This is a genomic window from Streptomyces graminilatus (assembly GCF_001418565.1).
Lineage (GTDB): Bacteria > Actinomycetota > Actinomycetes > Streptomycetales > Streptomycetaceae > Streptomyces > Streptomyces graminilatus.
In genome coordinates, this window is sequence record NZ_LIQQ01000076.1 from 17,348 (window position 1) to 36,011 (window position 18,664).

At 70.3% G+C, this 18,664-nt stretch carries 17 protein-coding genes; 2 read left to right on the top strand and 15 right to left on the bottom strand.

From position 1 onward, the window contains the following. Positions 1-228: 228 nt before the first annotated feature. The 15 genes from AOK08_RS07985 to hrcA form a co-directional block, all read right to left on the bottom strand. Entirely contained in the window at positions 229-588 is a 360-nt protein-coding gene (locus tag AOK08_RS07985; RefSeq protein ID WP_055524748.1) for a cytidine/deoxycytidylate deaminase family protein, read from the bottom strand. A 304-nt stretch (positions 589-892) separates the two neighbouring features. Then, positions 893-1,252, bottom strand: coding sequence for an MmcQ/YjbR family DNA-binding protein (locus tag AOK08_RS07990; RefSeq protein WP_055524749.1), 360 nt, complete (start codon positions 1,250-1,252; stop codon positions 893-895). Further along, entirely contained in the window at positions 1,249-2,610 is a 1,362-nt protein-coding gene (locus AOK08_RS07995) for a hemolysin family protein (RefSeq protein ID WP_055524750.1), read from the bottom strand. The genes AOK08_RS07990 and AOK08_RS07995 overlap by 4 nt, the downstream gene beginning before the upstream one ends. Beyond that, positions 2,607-3,104 carry an rRNA maturation RNase YbeY gene (ybeY, locus tag AOK08_RS08000; protein WP_055524751.1) on the bottom strand — a complete coding sequence of 166 codons (498 nt, stop codon included), beginning with the start codon at positions 3,102-3,104 and terminating at the stop codon, positions 2,607-2,609. Before ybeY ends, AOK08_RS07995 begins: the two co-directional genes overlap by 4 nt. Before the next feature lie 13 nt (positions 3,105-3,117). Next, positions 3,118-4,176 carry a PhoH family protein gene (locus AOK08_RS08005; RefSeq protein ID WP_055524752.1) on the bottom strand — a complete coding sequence of 353 codons (1,059 nt, stop codon included), beginning with the start codon at positions 4,174-4,176 and terminating at the stop codon, positions 3,118-3,120. 275 nt (positions 4,177-4,451) lie between these two features. Then, positions 4,452-5,564 (bottom strand): carbohydrate kinase family protein, encoded by a 1,113-nt coding sequence (locus AOK08_RS08010; protein ID WP_055524766.1) that lies wholly within the window; start codon positions 5,562-5,564, stop codon positions 4,452-4,454. 122 nt (positions 5,565-5,686) lie between these two features. Then, a complete protein-coding gene (locus tag AOK08_RS08015; RefSeq protein ID WP_055524753.1) occupies positions 5,687-6,682 on the bottom strand; it encodes an adenosine deaminase in 996 nt (331 codons plus the stop codon). Between the two features lie 20 nt (positions 6,683-6,702). After that, on the bottom strand, positions 6,703-7,629 hold the full coding sequence (locus AOK08_RS08020) for a ribonuclease Z (protein ID WP_055524754.1): 927 nt from the start codon (positions 7,627-7,629) through the stop codon (positions 6,703-6,705). A 6-nt stretch (positions 7,630-7,635) separates the two neighbouring features. Further along, positions 7,636-8,010 carry a histidine triad nucleotide-binding protein gene (locus AOK08_RS08025; protein ID WP_055524755.1) on the bottom strand — a complete coding sequence of 125 codons (375 nt, stop codon included), beginning with the start codon at positions 8,008-8,010 and terminating at the stop codon, positions 7,636-7,638. Between the two features lie 155 nt (positions 8,011-8,165). Continuing rightward, complete coding sequence (locus AOK08_RS08030; protein ID WP_157876602.1) at positions 8,166-8,588, bottom strand: RICIN domain-containing protein; 423 nt, start codon at positions 8,586-8,588, stop codon at positions 8,166-8,168. A gap of 434 nt (positions 8,589-9,022) precedes the next feature. Beyond that, positions 9,023-12,241, bottom strand: coding sequence for a S41 family peptidase (locus AOK08_RS08035; protein ID WP_055524757.1), 3,219 nt, complete (start codon positions 12,239-12,241; stop codon positions 9,023-9,025). A 108-nt stretch (positions 12,242-12,349) separates the two neighbouring features. Then, positions 12,350-13,111 carry a 16S rRNA (uracil(1498)-N(3))-methyltransferase gene (locus tag AOK08_RS08040; protein ID WP_055524758.1) on the bottom strand — a complete coding sequence of 254 codons (762 nt, stop codon included), beginning with the start codon at positions 13,109-13,111 and terminating at the stop codon, positions 12,350-12,352. Continuing rightward, positions 13,108-14,184 carry a nitronate monooxygenase gene (locus AOK08_RS08045; RefSeq protein WP_055524759.1) on the bottom strand — a complete coding sequence of 359 codons (1,077 nt, stop codon included), beginning with the start codon at positions 14,182-14,184 and terminating at the stop codon, positions 13,108-13,110. Before AOK08_RS08045 ends, AOK08_RS08040 begins: the two co-directional genes overlap by 4 nt. A gap of 166 nt (positions 14,185-14,350) precedes the next feature. Next, positions 14,351-15,487, bottom strand: coding sequence for a molecular chaperone DnaJ (dnaJ, locus tag AOK08_RS08050; RefSeq protein ID WP_055524760.1), 1,137 nt, complete (start codon positions 15,485-15,487; stop codon positions 14,351-14,353). Beyond that, a complete protein-coding gene (gene hrcA, locus AOK08_RS08055; RefSeq protein ID WP_055524761.1) occupies positions 15,488-16,504 on the bottom strand; it encodes a heat-inducible transcriptional repressor HrcA in 1,017 nt (338 codons plus the stop codon). A gap of 422 nt (positions 16,505-16,926) precedes the next feature. On the opposite strand from hrcA, the gene AOK08_RS08060 reads away from it, so the two are divergent. Together AOK08_RS08060 and AOK08_RS08065 are read left to right on the top strand one after the other, a co-directional pair. Continuing rightward, on the top strand, positions 16,927-17,724 hold the full coding sequence (locus tag AOK08_RS08060) for an MBL fold metallo-hydrolase (RefSeq protein WP_055524762.1): 798 nt from the start codon (positions 16,927-16,929) through the stop codon (positions 17,722-17,724). 31 nt (positions 17,725-17,755) lie between these two features. After that, positions 17,756-18,583: a DUF3097 domain-containing protein gene (locus AOK08_RS08065; protein WP_055524763.1), complete on the top strand. Its 828-nt coding sequence runs from the start codon at positions 17,756-17,758 to the stop codon at positions 18,581-18,583. Positions 18,584-18,664 lie beyond the last annotated feature (81 nt).

Here is an 18,664-nt window from a genome sequence, read left to right on the forward strand (position 1 = left end):
GTACGCGAATTGCGCTGTGGGGAATTGCGATGTGGAGGTACGGCGGCCGGGTGCGGTCAGCCGCGCGGCGGGTGCGGGGCGCCGCGCGGTGAGATCTGACGGTCCGTCGGAAGAGCGGGCTCCATTGATGCGTGCGTCGCTCGCGATTGCAAGAGACGCTCGGCGACAGCTTCCGGGCGCCGCGAAAGTGGCCGAAGAACAACCCTCGTCCGGGCGCCCGGAGATGCCTCAGCCGGCGGACACCGTCACCCGTACGACCCCGTCCGGCGCGGCCACGTGCACCGGGGTCGCGGGTCCGCCCAGATCCCGTACGGCCGCCAGATCCTCCGCCGGTACGCCCTCCGCACCGGTGACGACCGCCGCCGCCTCCAGCGCTTTCGCGCCCGACGCCACCGCCATGGCCACCGCCGTCCGCAGCGCGCTCAGCTTCAGCGAGTCGAGGTCGACCGTGCCGGCGACATACGTACGCCCGGTCTCGTCCCGTACGGCCGCGCCCTCGGGCACTCCGTTGCGGGCCCGGGCGGAGCGGGCGAGGGTGACGATCTTCTGGTCCTCGGGCCCGAGGGCGGGCGCGGTGCTTTCGGTCATGCCCCGAGCATACTTACGCGGTTTGTCCCCTGCTGAGGGCGGCTGAGGCTTCATGACACAAGGAAGTCACACAGGAACAGGTATCAGGTGCGGGCGATCAGGGCATGACCCAGGAACCGCGAGCCATGAGGAGGCGTTATGAACCGCCAGACCCGCATCCGCGTCACCCGTCGGCCCAGCGCTCCTTCACCCCGCGACCTCCCCATCGACCGCAGGACACCCTCGGGCCGCATCCTCCCGTACTGAGACCAACTGAGACCAGTAGCAGTCAGACCATCAGTCTGACCATCAGTCAGACCGTCAGTCAGGGCCGGTCGAGGCGCAACCGCTCCGCGCGCGGCAGACCGGCCACCACCAGGTCGTACGAGTCCTCGATCAGCTCCCGTACGAGCTGATCGGGCAACTCCCCGTCGACCGTGACGGTGTTCCAGTGCCGTTTGTTCATGTGGTAGCCGGGGACGATCAGCCCCGGATGGTCGGCGCGCAGCCGGACCGCGTCCTCCGGGACGCACTTCAGGTTGACCGTCAGGGGCCGGCCGTCCAGCGAGGTCAGGGCGAAGAGCTTGCCCAGCACCTTGAAGACCGAGACGTCCGGCCTGAACGGAAACTCCTCCACGGCGGAGTTGAAGGACAGACAGAAAGCACGCAGTTCCTCGGAAGTCACGCGTCGCCCCTCTCCTTCGCCTTCTCCTTCTCCTTCGCCTTCTCGTTCTCGTTCTCTTTTTCGTTCTCCTCGTCCAGTGCCCCGGTGTGGTCGAGCGGCTCGACCAGCACCGTCACGATCTTGTTCCGCCGCCCGGCCGCGGCCTCCGCGGTGAGCCGCAGTTCGCGCCCGTCGGGGAGTTCGACGACGGCCGAGGCCCCGGCGATCGGTACGCGGCCCAGCGCCTTCGCCAGCAGCCCGCCGACCGTCTCCACGTCCTCGTCGTCGTACTCCTCCAGGCCGTACAGCTCGCCGAGGTCGGTGATGTCGAGGCGGGCCGTGACCCGGTGACGCTCGTCGCCCAGCTCCTCGACGGGCGGGAGTTCACGGTCGTACTCGTCGGTGATCTCGCCGACGATCTCCTCCAGGATGTCCTCGATGGTCACGATGCCGGCCGTGCCGCCGTACTCGTCGATGACGACGGCGACATGGTTGCGGTCGCGCTGCATCTCACGGAGCAGATCACCGGCGTTCTTCGTGTCGGGTACGAACGCGGCGGGCCGCATCGCGGTCGACACCAGCTCGCTCTCCGCGTCCCGGCTGATGTGCGTCCGGCGGACCAGGTCCTTGAGGTACACGATGCCGACGACGTCGTCCTCGCTCTCCCCGGTGACCGGAATCCGCGAGAACCCGGAGCGCAGCGCCAGGGTGAGCGCCTGCCGGATCGTCTTGAACCGCTCGATGACCACCAGATCCGTACGCGGGACCATGACCTCCCGGACGAGGGTGTCGCCCAGCTCGAAGACGGAGTGCACCATACGGCGCTCGTCGTCCTCGATCAGGGATTCCTTCTCGGCCAGGTCGACCAGCGCGCGCAACTCCGCCTCGGAGGCGAACGGGCCACGCCGGAAGCCCTTGCCGGGGGTGAGGGCGTTGCCGATGAGGATCAGGAGATAGGGGATGGGCCCCATGATCCGGGCGAGCGGCAGCAGGACGTACGCGGCGGCCGTGGCCGTGTTGAGCGGATGCTGCCGCCCGATGGTCCGCGGCGAGACCCCCACCGCGACATACGACACGAGCACCATGACACCGATGGCGACGGCGAGGGCCTGCCAGGTCTCGTCGAACTCCTGGAGGCAGGCGTAGGTGACGAGCGCGGCGGCGGCCATCTCGCAGACCACGCGCACCAGCAGCGCCACATTGAGATAGCGGGTCGGGTCGGCGGCGATCTGCGCCAGCTTGGCGCTGCCGCGCCGGCCGCCGCGTACGGCCTCCTCGGCGCGGAAGCTGGAGACGCGCGCGAGGCCCGCCTCCGCGCAGGCGGCGAGCCAGGCGACCACGACCAGCGCTATGGCACCCGTGACGAGTTGGGGATTCATGACACGGTCGGGGCGGGCGACGGGCCCGTCATCCCCCGCTCGCCGCGCCAGTCGCCCACGATGGCGGCCTGGAGGCCGAACATCTCGGCCTTCTCGTCCGGCTCCTCGTGGTCGTACCCGAGGAGGTGCAGCACGCCGTGGACGGTGAGGAGTTGGAGCTCCTCGTCCATGGAGTGCTGGGTGTCGGCCTCCTTGCCCTGCTTCTCGGCGACCTCGGGGCAGAGCACGATGTCACCGAGAAGCCCCTGCGGCGGCTCGGCGTCGTCCTTCGACGGCGGGCGCAGCTCGTCCATCGGGAAGGACATGACGTCGGTCGGACCGGGCAGGTCCATCCACTGGATGTGCAACTGCTCCATGGCGTCGGCGTCCACGACGATCACCGAGAGCTCGGAGAGCGGGTGGATGCGCATCCGCGCGAGCGCGTAGCGGGCGATGTCGAGGATCGCCTGCTCGTCGACCTCGGTTCCGGACTCGTTGTTGACGTCGATCGACATGGTGCTGGTTCGTCTACTTCCGCTTGTCACGGACACCCTTGTGGGTGCCGTTCTCCGTACCGTTCTCGTTGTCGTACTTCTCGTACGCGTCGACGATACGGCCGACCAGCTTGTGCCGGACGACATCGTGGGAGGTGAGCCGTGCGAAGTGGACGTCGTCGAGGCCTTCGAGGATGTCCTGCACCTGCCGCAGACCCGACTTCGTCCCGGAGGGGAGGTCGACCTGCGTCACGTCACCCGTGACCACGATCTTCGACTCGAAGCCGAGGCGGGTGAGGAACATCTTCATCTGCTCGGCGCTGGTGTTCTGGGCCTCGTCCAGGATGATGAAGGCGTCGTTGAGCGTACGGCCACGCATGTACGCCAGGGGCGCGACCTCGATCGTCCCGGCCGCCATCAGCCGAGGAATCGATTCCGGGTCCAGCATGTCGTGCAGCGCGTCGTACAGCGGGCGCAGATACGGGTCGATCTTGTCGAAGAGCGTGCCGGGCAGGAATCCCAGCCGCTCGCCCGCCTCCACCGCCGGGCGGGTCAGGATGATGCGGCTGACCTGCTTGGCCTGGAGCGCCTGTACGGCCTTCGCCATGGCCAGGTAGGTCTTGCCGGTGCCCGCCGGGCCGATGCCGAACACGATCGTGTGCTTGTCGATGGCGTCGACATAGCGCTTCTGGTTGAGGGTCTTGGGACGGATCGTGCGACCCCGCGAGGACAGGATGTTCTGGGTGAGGACCTCGGCCGGGGTCTCCTGGCCGTCGCCCTCGCCGTTGCCGCTCGCTCTGAGCATGGCGATCGACCGTTCCACTGCGTCCTCCGTCATCGGCTGTCCGGTGCGGAGCACCAGCATCATCTCGTCGAACAGCCGCTGGATGAGGGCGACGTCGCCCGCTTCGCCAGTGGCGTTGACCTCATTGCCCCGGACATGGATGTCGACCGCCGGGAAGGCCGTTTCGATCACGCGCAGGAGGGAGTCGCCGGATCCCAGCAGGGACACCATGGGGTGGGCGGCCGGGACCGTGAACTGCGCTCGTGCCTGCCCCCGCGCAGGGGGCTGAGCTGTGGGTGTCTGTGTCATGGGCCGGCTCTGTAGGCCTGCACGACCTCCTCAATGAGGCTCGCTTACCACGTGGGTAGCCTTCCGCTCCCAGACTACGACGGTGCACTGACAACCCCGAAGGGCTTTTCGCTCACGGTCCGGTGAACGCGGTCACCGTCCGGTGAACGCCGTCACCCTCCGGTGCGCACGGTGACGGCCGGGTGACAGTGACTGTCGGGTGTACGCGCGAGGCCGGAACCGGGGCCGGCGTCCCGGGGTCGGCGCCCGTGCTCAAGACAGGCCGGTTTCCGCGCTCAGGGCAGGCTGCGGAAGCCGATCGTCGGGACGGCCCGGCGCAGCGGCCACGGGCGGGGTCTCGCGCTTCTGGGCACCAGGTCCGCCAGGAACGCGTACCGGCGCAGGGCGGCCGGGTCCTGGTGCTCGTACGACTGGATCTCGCGCCACCAGGCCCCCACCTCGGACCAGCCGGGCGCGGAGAGGGAGCCGCCGAAGTCCTGGACGGAGAGGGCGGCGGTCAGGCCGGCGAAGGCGAGGCGGTCGGCGAGCGGCCAGTCGGCGAGGGTGCCGGTGACGAAGCCCGCGACGAAGACATCGCCGGCGCCGGTGGGGTCGAGGGCCTCGACGGCGATGGCGGGCACCTCGGCCGTCTCCCCCGTCCGCCCGTCCACCGCGTACGCGCCCTCGGCGCCGAGGGTGACGACGGCGAGCGGTACGTGATCGGCGAGGGCGCGGGCGGCTTTGCGGGGGCAGTCGGTGCGCGTGTAGCGCATCGCCTCCTCGGCGTTGGGCAGGAAGGCCTCGCAGTGCTCCAGGTCGGTGAGGCCCGCGAGATCCCAGCGCCCGGTGTCGTCCCAGCCGACGTCGCCGAAGATACGGGCACCCTTGCGGGCGGCCTGGGCGATCCAGGGGGCGGGGACACCCGGGGCGAGGGAGGCGACGGCGGCGCGGGAGTGCGGCGGGCACTGTGGCGCCGGTTCCTCGTGCGGCGGCTCATGGCCGTGGGAGACCATCGTGCGCTCGCCCTCGTACGCCATCGAGACGGTGACCGGGGAGTGCCAGCCGGGGACCGTGCGTGACGTGGAGAGGTCGATGCGCTCGCCCTGTTCGAGGGCGTCCCAGCAGTACTCCCCGTAGTGGTCGTCGCCGAAGGCGGCGGCGAGGGAGGTCCGCAGGCCGAGCCGGGCCAGCGCGGTCGCCATGTTGGCGACCCCGCCGGGGCTGGACCCCATCCCGCGCGCCCAGGACTCGGTGCCGCGCACCGGCGCGGAATCGAGCCCGGTGAAGATGATGTCGAGGAAGACGGTGCCCGTCAGATACACGTCCCACGGCGGTTCACCGGGCGCGCGCAGGGCGGCCAGGGGATCGACCTGGGCCTGGCGGTAGGACGATCCCTCTCCGGTGGACATGGTGGACGCGATCACGGTGCGCTCCCTGACGATGGTGCGGATCAGGCCAGTGTGCACCACACCACTGACACCGACCCGCCGCTCGCGTCCCAGAAGCCTCCGTACGGCGCCCGTGGGGGCACTCAGGCCCCGAACTCGTACGCCTCCACCTCGGCGAGGTAGCGCGCCCGCCGCTCCTCGTCACCGTCCAGGAACGAGGCCAGGAACGAGTTCCGCGCGAGCTCCCGCAGCCGCTCGTCACCGAGCCCCAGGGCCTCCCGTACCGCCCCGAAGTTGTCGCCGACGTATCCACCGAAGTAGGCGGGGTCGTCGGAGTTGACGGTGCACAGCAGGCCGGCGTCGAGCATCGCGGGCAGCGGGTGCTCGGCCAGGACGTCGACGGCCCGCAACCGCACGTTCGACAGGGGACACAGCGTCAGCGGCACCCGCTCCCGCACCAGCCGCGCGACCAGCTCCGGGTCCTCCATGCAGCGCAGCCCGTGGTCGATCCGCTCGACGCCGAGAACATCAAGAGCCTCGGTGATGTACTCGGGCGGCCCCTCCTCCCCCGCGTGCGCGACGCGCCGCAGACCCAGGGCTGCGGCGGCCTCGTACACCTCGCGGAACTTCACCGGCGGATGCCCGACCTCGGCGGAGTCGAGCCCGATACCGACGATCCGGTCGAGGTAGGGCCTGGCGGCCTCCAGCGTCTCCATCGCGGACTCGGCGGACTGGTCACGCAGGAAGCACATGATCAGCTGGGTGGAGACGCCGTGGACGGACTCGCTCTCCCCGAGCGCCCGCCAGAGCCCCTCGACAACGGTCCCCATGCCGACCCCCCGGGCGAGGTGGGCCTGCGGATCGAAGAAGATCTCGGCGTGCCGAACACCCTGAGCCGCAGCCCGAGCGAGATAGGCGTTGGCGAGATCCGCGAAGTCCTGCTCGGTGCGCAGGACGGCCATGAGCTCGTAGTAGAGGTTCAGAAAGGACTGCAGGTCATCGAACAGATACGCCTTGCGCAGCTCTTCGGTGTCGGCGTACGGCAGCACGACACCGTTGCGCGCGGCGAGCGCGAAGGCCAGCTCGGGTTCGAGGGTGCCTTCGATATGGAGGTGGAGTTCGGCTTTGGGGAGGGACATCCAAGAATCGTACGACCGTTTTACCGCCGTTTCGGAACCGGCACCGTCAGCAGGTCGTAGGCGACGGTCAGCTCACCCTCGTATCCCGCAGCGCGCGCCTGCCGTTCGAACTCGGCCGGGTCGGAGTAGCGCTGGCTGAAGTGGGTGAGAACGAGATGCCGTACGCCGCCGTCCCGGGCGATTGCCCCCGCCTGCCCGGCGGTCAAGTGGCCGTGATCGACGGCGAGTTGCTGATCCTCATCAAGGAAGGTCGACTCGATGACGAGCATGTCGACACCTTCGGCCAGCGCATGCACTCCATCACACAACCGTGTGTCCATCACAAAGGCGAACCGCTGCCCGCGCCGCACCTCACTGACGTCGTCGAGGGTGACGGACCCGACGGACCCCTCCCTCTGGAGGCGCCCGACGTCCGGCCCCTTGATCCCGTGCCCGGCGAGCAGCTCGGGCAGCATGCGGCGCCCGTCGGGCTCGACGAGGAGGTAGCCGTAGGACTCGACGGGATGGGAGAGCCTGCGCGCTTCGAGCCGATACCCGGAAGTTCCAGATGTCCCGGACGCAGCGGCCAGCACGCCACCCTCCCCCGAGACCGGCTCTTGCCGTATCTGAACGGTCTCGCGGTACGCGGTGGAGTACCGCAGGCGGTCGAAGAACTTCTGCCCGGAGCGCGGGTAGTGTGCGGTCACCTCGTGCGGGACGCGGTCGAGGTTGATGCGCTGGATGACTCCGGCGAGCCCGAGCGAGTGGTCCCCGTGGAAGTGCGTGACGCAGATCCGGTTGAGGTCGTGGGCGGCGACCCCCGCCCGCAGCATCTGGCGCTGCGTGCCCTCGCCGGGATCGAAGAGGAGACCCTCGCCGTCCCAGCGGAGCAGATAGCCGTTGTGGTTGCGGTGCCGGGTGGGTACCTGGCTGGCGGTGCCGAGGACCACCAGTTCACGTGCGGACAAGGCCCGTTACCCCGGCGGCCACTGGAGGCCGCGCCCACCGAGAAGGTGCGCGTGCGCGTGGAACACGGTCTGGCCGGCCCCGCTGCCGGTATTGAAGACGATCCGATAGCTGTCCAGCTTCTCCTCGGCCGCCACCTCACCGGCGTGCCGCAGCACGTCGGCGGCGATGCCGGGCTCGGCGGCGGCGAGGGAGGCCGCGTCGGAGTGGTGGACCTTGGGGATCACCAGGATGTGCGTCGGCGCCTGCGGGTTGATGTCCCGGAAGGCGACGGTCGTGTCGGTCTCCTGGACGATGGTCGCCGGGATGTGCCCCGCGACGATCTTGCAGAACAGGCAGTCGTCCTGCGGCGCCCCGCTGTCGTTCTCGTCCTCGTCCCGCATGCGCGTGCCTCCTCGCGTCGGCCGATCATTACGTCGGCATCGTATCGGCGCCCTCACCCCGGACACACAGAGACGAGGGTCCGTCGGCAAGCCGACGAACCCTCAGTCAAAGATCGAGGCTGGGCCCAACCCTGGATCCAGCGGATCCGGCTGGGTCAGAAGCCCAGCTTCCAGAGCTGGAGTCCGGTGTTGTAGCAACCCCTCAGGCTGACCCCTCCGGAGGTGTTGTCCACGCACTCGTTTCCGCCGAAGGCGCTCTTGAGCTGGACCTTGTCCCAGCTCGACCCGACAGCGGCCCAGAGTCCGGCGTGGGCGCCGCCGCTACCGAGACAGTTGGCGGTGATCATCCTTCGGTTGATGTCATACCTCAGGCACAGTCCGGTCGCCTTGTTCTGCACCTCGACAATGTCATAGGCGTCGTGGCGACTGAAGAGCATGTTCCAGGTCTGGTAGTCGTTTCCCGTCTGGCAGGGATTCGTGTACACCTGACCGCTGCTGTTGCTGTCCAGGCAGCGCCCGGTTTCCCAGTTGCGCAGGAGGTTCGGCCCGACGTACGCGGACGCGGTGCCCGCGTTCATGACCGACAGCCCCAGGAAAAGCCCGAGAGCAAGGGCCCCCGCCCATCCGCGGCGCGCGAAACGCCCCAGGGTCCGGGTTTGGGTACCCGCCGTTGTGTCCGATCCCATTGTGTGGGTCATGTCAACTTCCTTCCGCTCGTGGCTGCGGCGGCCGACGGCCGTTGATTTCGTGCCGTTTTCAGCGCATTTACCCGCCGCCGCTGGACACGATCATGCCAAGTACGAACGGCCGTTCAGGCGCCGTCGGCCGTCCACCGGCTAAGTACAGGGAAACCTGTCACGAACCGCCTGCCCGCCAGGCGTTCCGGAGTGGTCAAAAGCGGTAGTTACCGGTCCATACAGCCACAAGTTGGCCGAACGAAGTGCGCCCCCAACTGGTCCATGTACAGGACCAGTTGGGGGCGCTTCGCGCTACGGGTTGGTTGGCTGGTTGGCTAAATCTCCGCCAACCCCGGCGGAGCCTTCGCCGGCCGCGTCTCCAGCGCCTCCAGCGCCAGCCGGATCGCCTCGTCCAACTGGACGTCACGCCCGGCCGCGTAGTCCTGCGGGGTCTGCACGACCTCCACATCGGGGTCGACCCCGTGGTTCTCGACGCCCCACCCGTAACCCTCAAGCCAGAACGCGTACTTGGGCTGGGTGACGAGTGTTCCATCCACGAGCCGATACCGGCTGTCGATGCCGATCACCCCGCCCCACGTCCGCGTACCGACCACGGGCCCGATCCCCAGCGCCTTGATCGCCGCGTTGACGATGTCCCCGTCCGACCCCGAGAACTCGTTGGCGACCGCGACGACGGGCCCGCGAGGCGCGTCCTCCGGGTAGCTGGACGGGCGTAGCCCGCGCGGGAGGTCCCAGCCGACGATCCGCCGTGCCAGCTTCTCGACGACCAGTTGGGAGGTGTGCCCGCCCCGGTTCTCTCGGACGTCGACGACCAGCCCCTCCTTCGCGACCTCGATCCGCAGGTCACGGTGGATCTGGGCCCAGCCGGGCGCCTGCATGTCGGGGACGTGGAGATAGCCGAGCCGGCCGCCCGATCGCGAGGTGACGTACGCGCGGCGGTCCGTCACCCACGCGTGGTAGCGCAGCGGTTCCTCGTCCGCGATGGGTACGACGACCACGTGCCGTGGGTCGCCGCCGCCGGACGGTGAGATCGTCAGCTCGACGGGCTTGCCCGCCGTACCGACGAGCAGCGGGCCCGGCCCGGCGACCGGGTCGACAGGCTGTCCGGCGACCGCCACGATCGCGTCGCCCGGGCGGACCGCGACACCGGGCGCGGCGAGCGGGGAGACACCCTCGGGGTCGGAGGTCTCGGCGGGCAGGATGCGGTCGATACGCCACACGGGCGTGTCCTGGGGGCCGTCCTCGTGGCGGGAGATGTCGGCGCCGAGAAGGCCCTGCCGTTCGCCGCCGCCGTATCCGCCGCGCGGAGTGACGTAGGCGTGCGAGGTGCCCAACTCGCCCTGGACCTCCCAGAGAAGGTCGACGAGGTCGTCGTGGGTGGCGACACGGTCGAGGAGGGGCCGGTAGCGGTCGAGGACGCCGTCCCAGTCCGTCCCGCCCATGTCCGCGCGCCAGAAGTTGTCGCGCATGATGCGACCGTTCTCGTCGTACATCTGCCGCCACTCGACGGCCGGGTCGACGGTCTGCCGTACGCGCGACAGGTCGACGGTGATGTTCGAGTCGCTCTCGTCATCGTTCGAGGCGCGCCGGTCGCTGGGTACGACCTTCAGCTTGCCGTCGGTCCACAGCAGGACGCGCTTGCCGTCGCCGCTGACCGCGAAGTGGTCGGCGTCCCCGGCGAGGTGCTCGATGCGCCTCTGGGTGAGGTCGTACCGCTCCAGCTCGGTCTTCGGGTCGGGGTCGTCCGGCGTTGCCCTGGACGAGCCCAGAACCCCCCGCACCGGGTGGCGCAGCCACAGCACCCCGTCCTTGGCGGCGCGCAGGGTGGAGTAGCGGGCGGCCTCGACCGGGAACGGGACGATGCGGTCGGCGAGCCCGTCGAGGTCGATGCGGGTGGTCGGGGCGCCCTCGCTGTCCGGGGTCTCGTCCTTGTCCGGCGTGTCGAAGGGCCGCCCGTGCCGCTGGGGCCCGAAGGGCGAGGGTGTGGTCGCGGCGAGCGGGATGAGGTGCGGACGCGAACCGCCGACGAAGGCGAGGTCGAACACGTGCTCGTCGTAGATGGGGTCGAAGGATCGCGCCGACAAGAAAACCAGGTGCTTGCCGTCGAGCGTGAAGGCCGGCGAGTAGTCCCGGAATCGGAGCGGAGTCGCCTCCGTCACGGATAGATCAGTCGTGTTGGCGAGCTTGAGTTGGCGCAGCGGGCGCGGGCCGGGGTGGGACCAGGCCAGCCAGGCCGAGTCCGGCGAGAAGACGAGCCCGGACGCATCACCGTCGGCGCTGCGGTCGACCTCGCGCACCTCCCCGGACTCCCGCTCGACGAGCAGGACGCGCCCGTCGTGGGAGGCGACGGCGGCCCTGCTGCCGTCGGGCGCCATGGCGAGGCCGAGGACCCGCCCGAGCTGCCCGGCGGCGAGCCGACGCGGAGTGGTGCCGGGGGCGGCACCGGTCGCGGGGGCGAACTCCAGTGCGTCGTCGCCCTCCGCGTCCGTCACCCACACGGCCCACTCCTCGCCGTCCACGCGGAAGGCGCGGGGCAGCCGGGCCCGTACCCCGTGCCCTGAGGCGAGGACGCGGGCCGGGCCGGAGCGGTGGGTGACCCAGTGCACGGACCCGCGCACCCCGATCGCGCTGCCGCGTCCGGTGTGGTCGGGCGAGCCGGACCCGAACCACCGGGAGGCGCTCACCGGATGGGGCTGGAGGTCGACGCGCTGCCCGCCGAGCCGGATGTCGAGCCGGCGCGGCTCGGCCCCGTCCAGGTCGTCCAGCAGCCACAGTTCACCGGCGGAGGAGTACACGACACGGCTGCCGTCGCTCGCCGCGTGCCGGGCGTAGAAACCGTCGACGCCCGTGTGGCGGCGCAGATCCGACCCGTCCGCCAACGACGAGTACAGCGCCCCGACACCCTCGTGATCGGAGAGGAAGGCGATGCGTTCCCCGACCCACACCGGGTATTCGAGGTTCCCGTCGAGATCGGCGTGCAGCCGGGCGAACTCGCCATCTCCCTCACGGTCGATCCACAACTTGCCCGCCGTACCGCCCCGATAGCGCTTCCACCAGGCGGCCTCGCGGCCCATGGGGGCGGAGAGGAGCACGGTCGCCGGACCGTGTGCGACATCCCCGACCGGCCCGTACGGCAGGACGGTCGCCGGACCGCCGTCGAGCGGCACGGCCCTGGCCCAGGAGCGGCGCAGGCTGGCCTGTCCCTGGGTGCTGAGGGCGAGGACCCGTCCGTCCGGGGTCCAGCCGCGCACCTGGGTCCTCGAACTGCCCCAGTAGGTGAGCCGGTTGGTGGACCCGCCGTCGATCGGGGCGACATGCACCTCGGGCGCGCCGTCGCGGGTGGAGGTCCAGGCGACGCGGGTGCCGTTCGGGGAGATACGGGGATGGTTCACCGGCACGTTGTCGGCGCTGACGCGCCAGGCCCGGCCGCCGTCGATCGGGGCGACCCAGACGTCGTCCTCGGCGGTGAAGGCGACCAGGTCGCCGTGCAGGTGCGGAAACCGGAGATACGCAGGCGAAGAGGGCTGAGTCACCCGATCACCCTAGGCAACGCGCCCGCCCACGGACAGGAGTTTCGATCACTTCATGACCAACCACCGAGGCTCACACGCCCTGTTCACCCGCTCATGCGACGACTGGCCCTACGACCAGCGACCGGTCCGGCCGAGCAGCAGCGCGGTGGCCGCCGTACCGGCCGTGGAGGTACGCAGCACACTCGCCCCGAGCCGGTACGCCTTCGCCCCCGCCTCCTCGAAGAGAGTCAACTCCTCGGGGGAGACGCCTCCTTCGGGGCCGACGACCAGCACGATCTCGCCGGTCGCGGGGAGTTCGGCAGTCGCGAGCGCGGCACTGCCGTAGTCGCGGTCCTCGTGCAGTACGGCGGCGAAGTCGGCCTTGGCGAGCAGCGCGGCGACCTGCTTGCTCGACGCGGCGTCCGCGACCTCCGGGAAGCGCACCCGGCGGGACTGCTTGCCGGCTTCCCGGGCGGTGGCCCGCCACTTGGCGAGCGCCTTCAGCCCACGGTCGCCCCGCCACTGTGTGACACACCGCGAGGCGGCCCACGGCACGATGGCGTCGACGCCCGTCTCGGTCATCGTCTCGACGGCCAGCTCGCCCCGGTCGCCCTTGGGCAGCGCCTGGACGACGGTGATCCGAGGTGACTGCGGCGCCTCCTCGACGACCGCCCCGAGTCGCAGGACCAACTGGTCCTTGCCCTCGGCGGCGACGACCTCGCCCTCCGCCCAGCGCCCGGCCCCGTCCGTGAGGACGACGGTCTCACCGGCCCGCATCCGCTTCACGGAGACGGCGTGCCGCCCTTCGGCCCCGTCCAGGACGTACTGTCCGCCACCGGCGGCCGGAAGGTGCGCGGGGAATCCCTCGACGACGAAGACAGGAGCGGTCATGAACGCTCACCTCCACCCAGCAGCGCGGTCCGCGCCGTCTCGATCTCGTCCACCAGCGCGGCCACCAGCTCCGCCGCCGGAAGTTCACGGGCCATCCGGTGCCCTTGTCCCGCCCACAGCGCCATGCCCTGCGCGTCGCCGGTCGCGGCGGCCTGCTTGCGGATCGGCGAGGTGAGGTGGTGGACCTCGGGGTAGGCGGCGGGCGCGTACGGGCCGTGCTCGCGCAGGAAACGGTTCACCAGTCCCCGGGCGGGCCGGCCGGAGAACGCGCGCGTCAGCTCCGTACGGCCGAAGAGGGGGTTGGTCAGCGCCTGCTTGTGCAGGGCGTGGGCGCCGGATTCCGGGGTGGCGAGGAAGGCGGTGCCGAGCTGGGCGGCGCTCGCTCCGGCGGCGAGGGCGGCGGCGATCTGGCTGCCGCGCATGAGTCCGCCCGCTGCGACGAGGGGCAGATCGACGGTCTCGCGGACCTGGGCGATGAGGGCGAGCAGCCCGATGGCGGACCCGTCGGCCTCGGGGTTGTCGCGATGGGTGCCCTGATGTCCGCCGGCCTCGACGCCCTGCACGATCACCGCGTCGGCCCCGGCCCGCTGGACGGCGAGGGCCTCCTCGGCGGTGGTCGCGGTGACCAGGGTGAGGGTGCCGGCGCGGCGGAGGGAGTCCAGTACGTCGGTACTGGGCACCCCGAAGTGGAAGGAGACGACCGGGACCGGGTTGTCGAGGAGTACGGCGAGCTTGGCGTCGTAGCCGTCGTCGCGTCCGCTGTCCGGGTCGCCCAGCTCGGTGTCGTACCAGGCGGCCTCACCGGCGAGCTGATGGGCGTAGACCTCGACGGCGGCGGGATCGGCGACATCGGGCTGCGGCATGAACAGGTTCACGCCGAACGGGCGTCCGGTGAGCCCGCGCAACTGCTTGATCTCCTGGTACATCCCGTCCGCGGTCTTGTACCCGGCGGCGAGGAACCCGAGCCCGCCTGCCTCGGCGACGGCGCCGACGAGCCGCGGGACGGAGACGCCGCCCGCCATGGGCGCCTGCACGATCGGGTGTGGGAAGAGATCGGTCAGTGCGGAGGACATGACGGCATGTTGTCACGTCCCCAGGACAAGTCCGAATCAGCCCCCTTCAGCGCGAAAGGACCGCGAAAGGACCGCGAAAGGGCGGGGTCTGAGGGTGTGCACCCCCAGACCCCGCCCCTCTGCCGGCTTTCGCCGAAAACGTGCTCAGCGCCCGTTAAAAACGTGCTCAGCGGCCGTTGAAGGCGTCCTTCAACCGCGAGAACAAGCCCTGCTGACCGGGCTGGAACTGCCCCATGGGCCGCTCCTCGCCCCGCAGCTTCGCCAGCTCGCGCAGCAACCGCTCCTGCTCCGGGTCGAGCTTCGTGGGAGTCATGACCTCGACATGCACCAGGAGGTCACCGCGCCCACCGCCCCGGAGATGTGTGACTCCCCGCCCGTGCAGCGGGATCGACTGCCCGGACTGCGTGCCCGGACGGATGTCGACCTCCTCCAGCCCGTCGAGCGTCTCCAGCGGCACCTTCGTGCCCAGGGACGCCGCCGTCATCGGAAGGGTCACCGTGCAGTGCAGGTCGTCCCCGCGCCGCTGGAACTGCGTGTGCGGCAGCTCGTGGATCTCGACGTAGAGGTCACCGGCGGGCCCGCCACCGGGTCCCACCTCGCCCTCACCGGCGAGCTGGATCCTCGTACCGTTGTCGACCCCGGCGGGGATCTTCACGGTGAGCGTCCGGCGCGACCGCACCCGACCGTCGCCCGCGCACTCGGGGCACGGCGTCGGAACGACGGTCCCGAACCCCTGGCACTGCGGACAGGGCCGCGAGGTCATGACCTGGCCCAGGAAGGAGCGCGTCACCTGGGACACCTCACCCCGACCACGACACATGTCGCAGGTCTGGGCCGAGGTCCCCGGCGCCGCACCCTCACCACTACAGGTACCGCAGGTCACAGCCGTGTCGACCTGGATGTCCTTGGTGGTCCCGAAGGCGGCCTCGTCGAGTTCGATGTCGAGCCGGATCATCGCGTCCTGGCCACGCCGCGTGCGCGACCTGGGCCCCCGCTGCGACGCCGTCCCGAAGAACGCGTCCATGATGTCCGAGAAGTTCCCGAAGCCACCGGCTCCGAAGCCACCCGCGCCTCCGCCGCCCGACTGGGACAGCGGATCGCCGCCGAGGTCGTAGACCTGCTTCTTCTGCGGGTCCGACAACACCTCGTACGCGGCGTTGATCTCCTTGAACCGCTCCTGCGTCTTCGGATCGGGGTTGACGTCCGGGTGCAGCTCGCGGGCGAGCCTCCTGAACGCCTTCTTGATCTCGTCCTGGGACGCGTCTCGGCGCACGCCGAGTACGGCGTAGTAGTCCGTGGCCACTTACGACTCCGCCAGGATCTGTCCGACGTACCGTGCCACTGCGCGTACCGCTCCCATCGTTCCCGGGTAGTCCATGCGTGTCGGTCCGACCACGCCGAGCTTGGCCACTGCCTCGCCGCCCGAACCGTAGCCGACCGACACGACGGACGTGGAGTTGAGTCCCTCGTATTTGTTCTCGTGACCGATTCGTACGGTCATGCTCGAATCCCCGGCCTCACCAAGGAGTTTGAGAAGTACGACCTGTTCCTCCAGGGCTTCGAGAACCGGTCTGATTGTGAGGGGAAAATCATGTCCGAAGCGGGTGAGATTGGCGGTTCCGCCGATCATCAGCCGCTCCTCGGCCTCCTCGACGAGCGTCTCCAGCAGGGTGGAGAGCACCGTCGCGACCGTGCCGCGGTCCTCCGCCTCGAAGGCCTCCGGGAGGTCCTGCACGAGCTGCGGCACATCCGCGAAGCGACGGCCCGCGACCCGGCTGTTGAGCCGCGCGCGCAGATCCGCCAGGGACGTCTCGCCGAAGGGTGCCGGGCAGTCGATCATCCGCTGCTCGACGCGGCCGGTGTCCGTGATCAGTACGAGCATCACGCGCGCGGGAGCGAGCGAGAGCAGCTCCACATGCCGCACGGTCGACCGGGTGAGCGACGGATACTGCACGACGGCGACCTGCCGCGTGAGCTGCGCGAGCAGCCGAACGGTCCGCCCGACGACGTCATCGAGATCGACGGCGCCGTCCAGGAAATTCTGGATGGCGCGCCGCTCGGGAGCCGTCATCGGCTTGACGCCGGCCAGCCGGTCGACGAACAGCCGGTAGCCCTTCTCGGTCGGGATGCGCCCGGCACTGGTGTGCGGCTGGGCGATGAAGCCCTCGTCCTCCAGCGCCGCCATGTCGTTGCGGACGGTCGCCGGTGACACCCCGAGGTTGTGCCGCTCGGTGAGCGCCTTGGACCCGACCGGCTCCTCGGTGCCGACATAGTCCTGGACGATCGCGCGCAGCACTTCGAGCCTGCGTTCACTGAGCATCGCGCACACCTCCAGCTGCTGTCGTCGTCCCTTGAGCGCTTACCCGGTGACCTGCCCTGGCACTCTTCGTGTGCGAGTGCCAGCGTTCCCCGGCCCAGTGTACGGCTGTCGGGTACGCCCCCGGCAAGGGCGGCCCGCGCCGATCTGCCGACGTGTACCGACCTGTCCTGCGATGTCGTGTTGGGCCGGGGCCTGTCCGGCGGATCAGGTCACGGGAAATCAGCGGCGACCTGTCGGCGCGGGTGAGCGGGGCGTGATGCGTCGAGCCGCGAGGTGGAGAAGGAGGACGTCGAAGCGATGGGGGTCCCCCGGTCTGGCGAAGCCGGGACTGGGGAGTCCGCAACCGGCGACAACGCCGCAGATCGGCATGCCACGCCCCGCGTCTGCGGCACGACCCGCCGGGCAGGCCCTAGCGTCGCCGTATGAAGGTGACTTGGGAAGAGCCGGAGTGGGGCGATCTGGGCTGGGAGCGCCTGGCGGCCGGGGTGGGCCGGTGCCGGCTGCCTGGCTGGGACTGCACGGTGGGCCTGGTGACCGGGCCGGGCGGCGCGCTGCTGATCGATACGGGATCGAGTCTCGCGGAGGGCGCGCGGCTGCGCCTGGCGGCCCAGTCACTGGCCGGCCGCCGCGTGGACCTCCTCGCGCTCACCCACGCCCACTTCGATCACGTTTTCGGGGCGGCGGTCTTCGCTGGGGCGTGTGTGTTCGCGCCACTGTCCCCCCACGACGAATTCGGGGAAGTGGGGCGCGAGGCGTTGCGCGCGGACGCGGTACGCAACGGTCTGGACGCCCGTGCGGCGGAGGAGGCGGCGGACACCTTGGTCGTCCCGCACCGGTACATCGGGGAGGAGCACACCATCACACTGTCCGAGTCCGAGTCCGACGGCCTGACCGGCGGTCGCCGGGTCGTCCTGAGTGCCGTGGGCCCGGGTCACACCCGCGCCGATCTCGCGGTCGTCGTACCGGGCGTACCGGGTGTACCGGGGGACCCGACCGTCGTCTTCTGCGGTGACCTGGTCGAGGAGTCGGGCGAACCGCAGGCGGGCCCCGACGCCGTACCGTCGCGCTGGCCTGCGGCCCTCGACCGGCTGCTCGCCCTGGGCGGCGAGGACGCGCTGTACGTCCCCGGCCACGGCGCGGTGGTGGACGCGGCCTTCGTCCGGGCCCAACGGGACGCCCTGGCAAGCCGTTTCGGCGTGTCGCGGGAGCCGGTGACCTGACCCCGGAGCCGCTTCTCCTATCGTCATCCGAATGCGCCAGTACTCTCCGGACCTGACCCCGCCGTGGAAGAAGCCCAAGCCCGTACCGCAGGTCCCGGCGGACCCGGGCCTGGTCGTCGAGGAGCCGGGGACGGGCTTCTGCGGCGCGGTGGTCCGCTGCGAAGCGGGCACGGTCACCCTGGAGGACCGCTTCGGCAAGCACCGGGTGTTCCCGCTGGAGCCGGCCGGCTTCCTGCTGGAGGGCAGACCGGTGACTCTGGTACGCCCCTCCGCGTCATCGTCATCGTCATCGCCGTCGTCATCGGTACATCCGTCCCGTACCGCCTCCGGTTCGGTGGCGGTACCCGGTGCCCGCGCGCGGGTGGCACGGGCGGGGCGGATCTATGTCGAGGGCCGGCACGACGCCGAACTGGTCGAGAAGGTGTGGGGCGACGATCTGCGGGTCGAGGGTGTGGTCGTGGAGTACCTGGAGGGCATCGACGACCTCCCGGCGATCGTGGCCGAGTTCGCCCCGGGCCCGGACGCCCGCCTGGGCATCCTGGTGGACCACCTGGTGCCGGGTACGAAGGAGTTCCGGATCGCGCGGGCGGTGACGAGCGAGCACGCGCTGGTGGTCGGGCATCCGTACATCGACGTGTGGGAGGCGGTGAAGCCGGCGTCACTGGGTATCCCCGGGTGGCCCCGGATCCCGCACGGGCAGGACTGGAAGACGGGCGTGTGCCGGGAGCTGGGGTGGCCGGAGAACACGGGGGCGGTGTGGCAGGCGATTCTGGCGAGGGTGCGGTCGTACAGGGACCTGGAGCCGGAGCTCCTGGGCCGCGTGGAGGAACTGATCGACTTCGTGACGGCCCCGGAGTAACCAGAGAATTTCGCTCGCCCCCGCCGCCCCTACCCGTTCCCGACCCGTTCCCGTCCCGTTCTCGGGGGCGCTGCCCCCGAA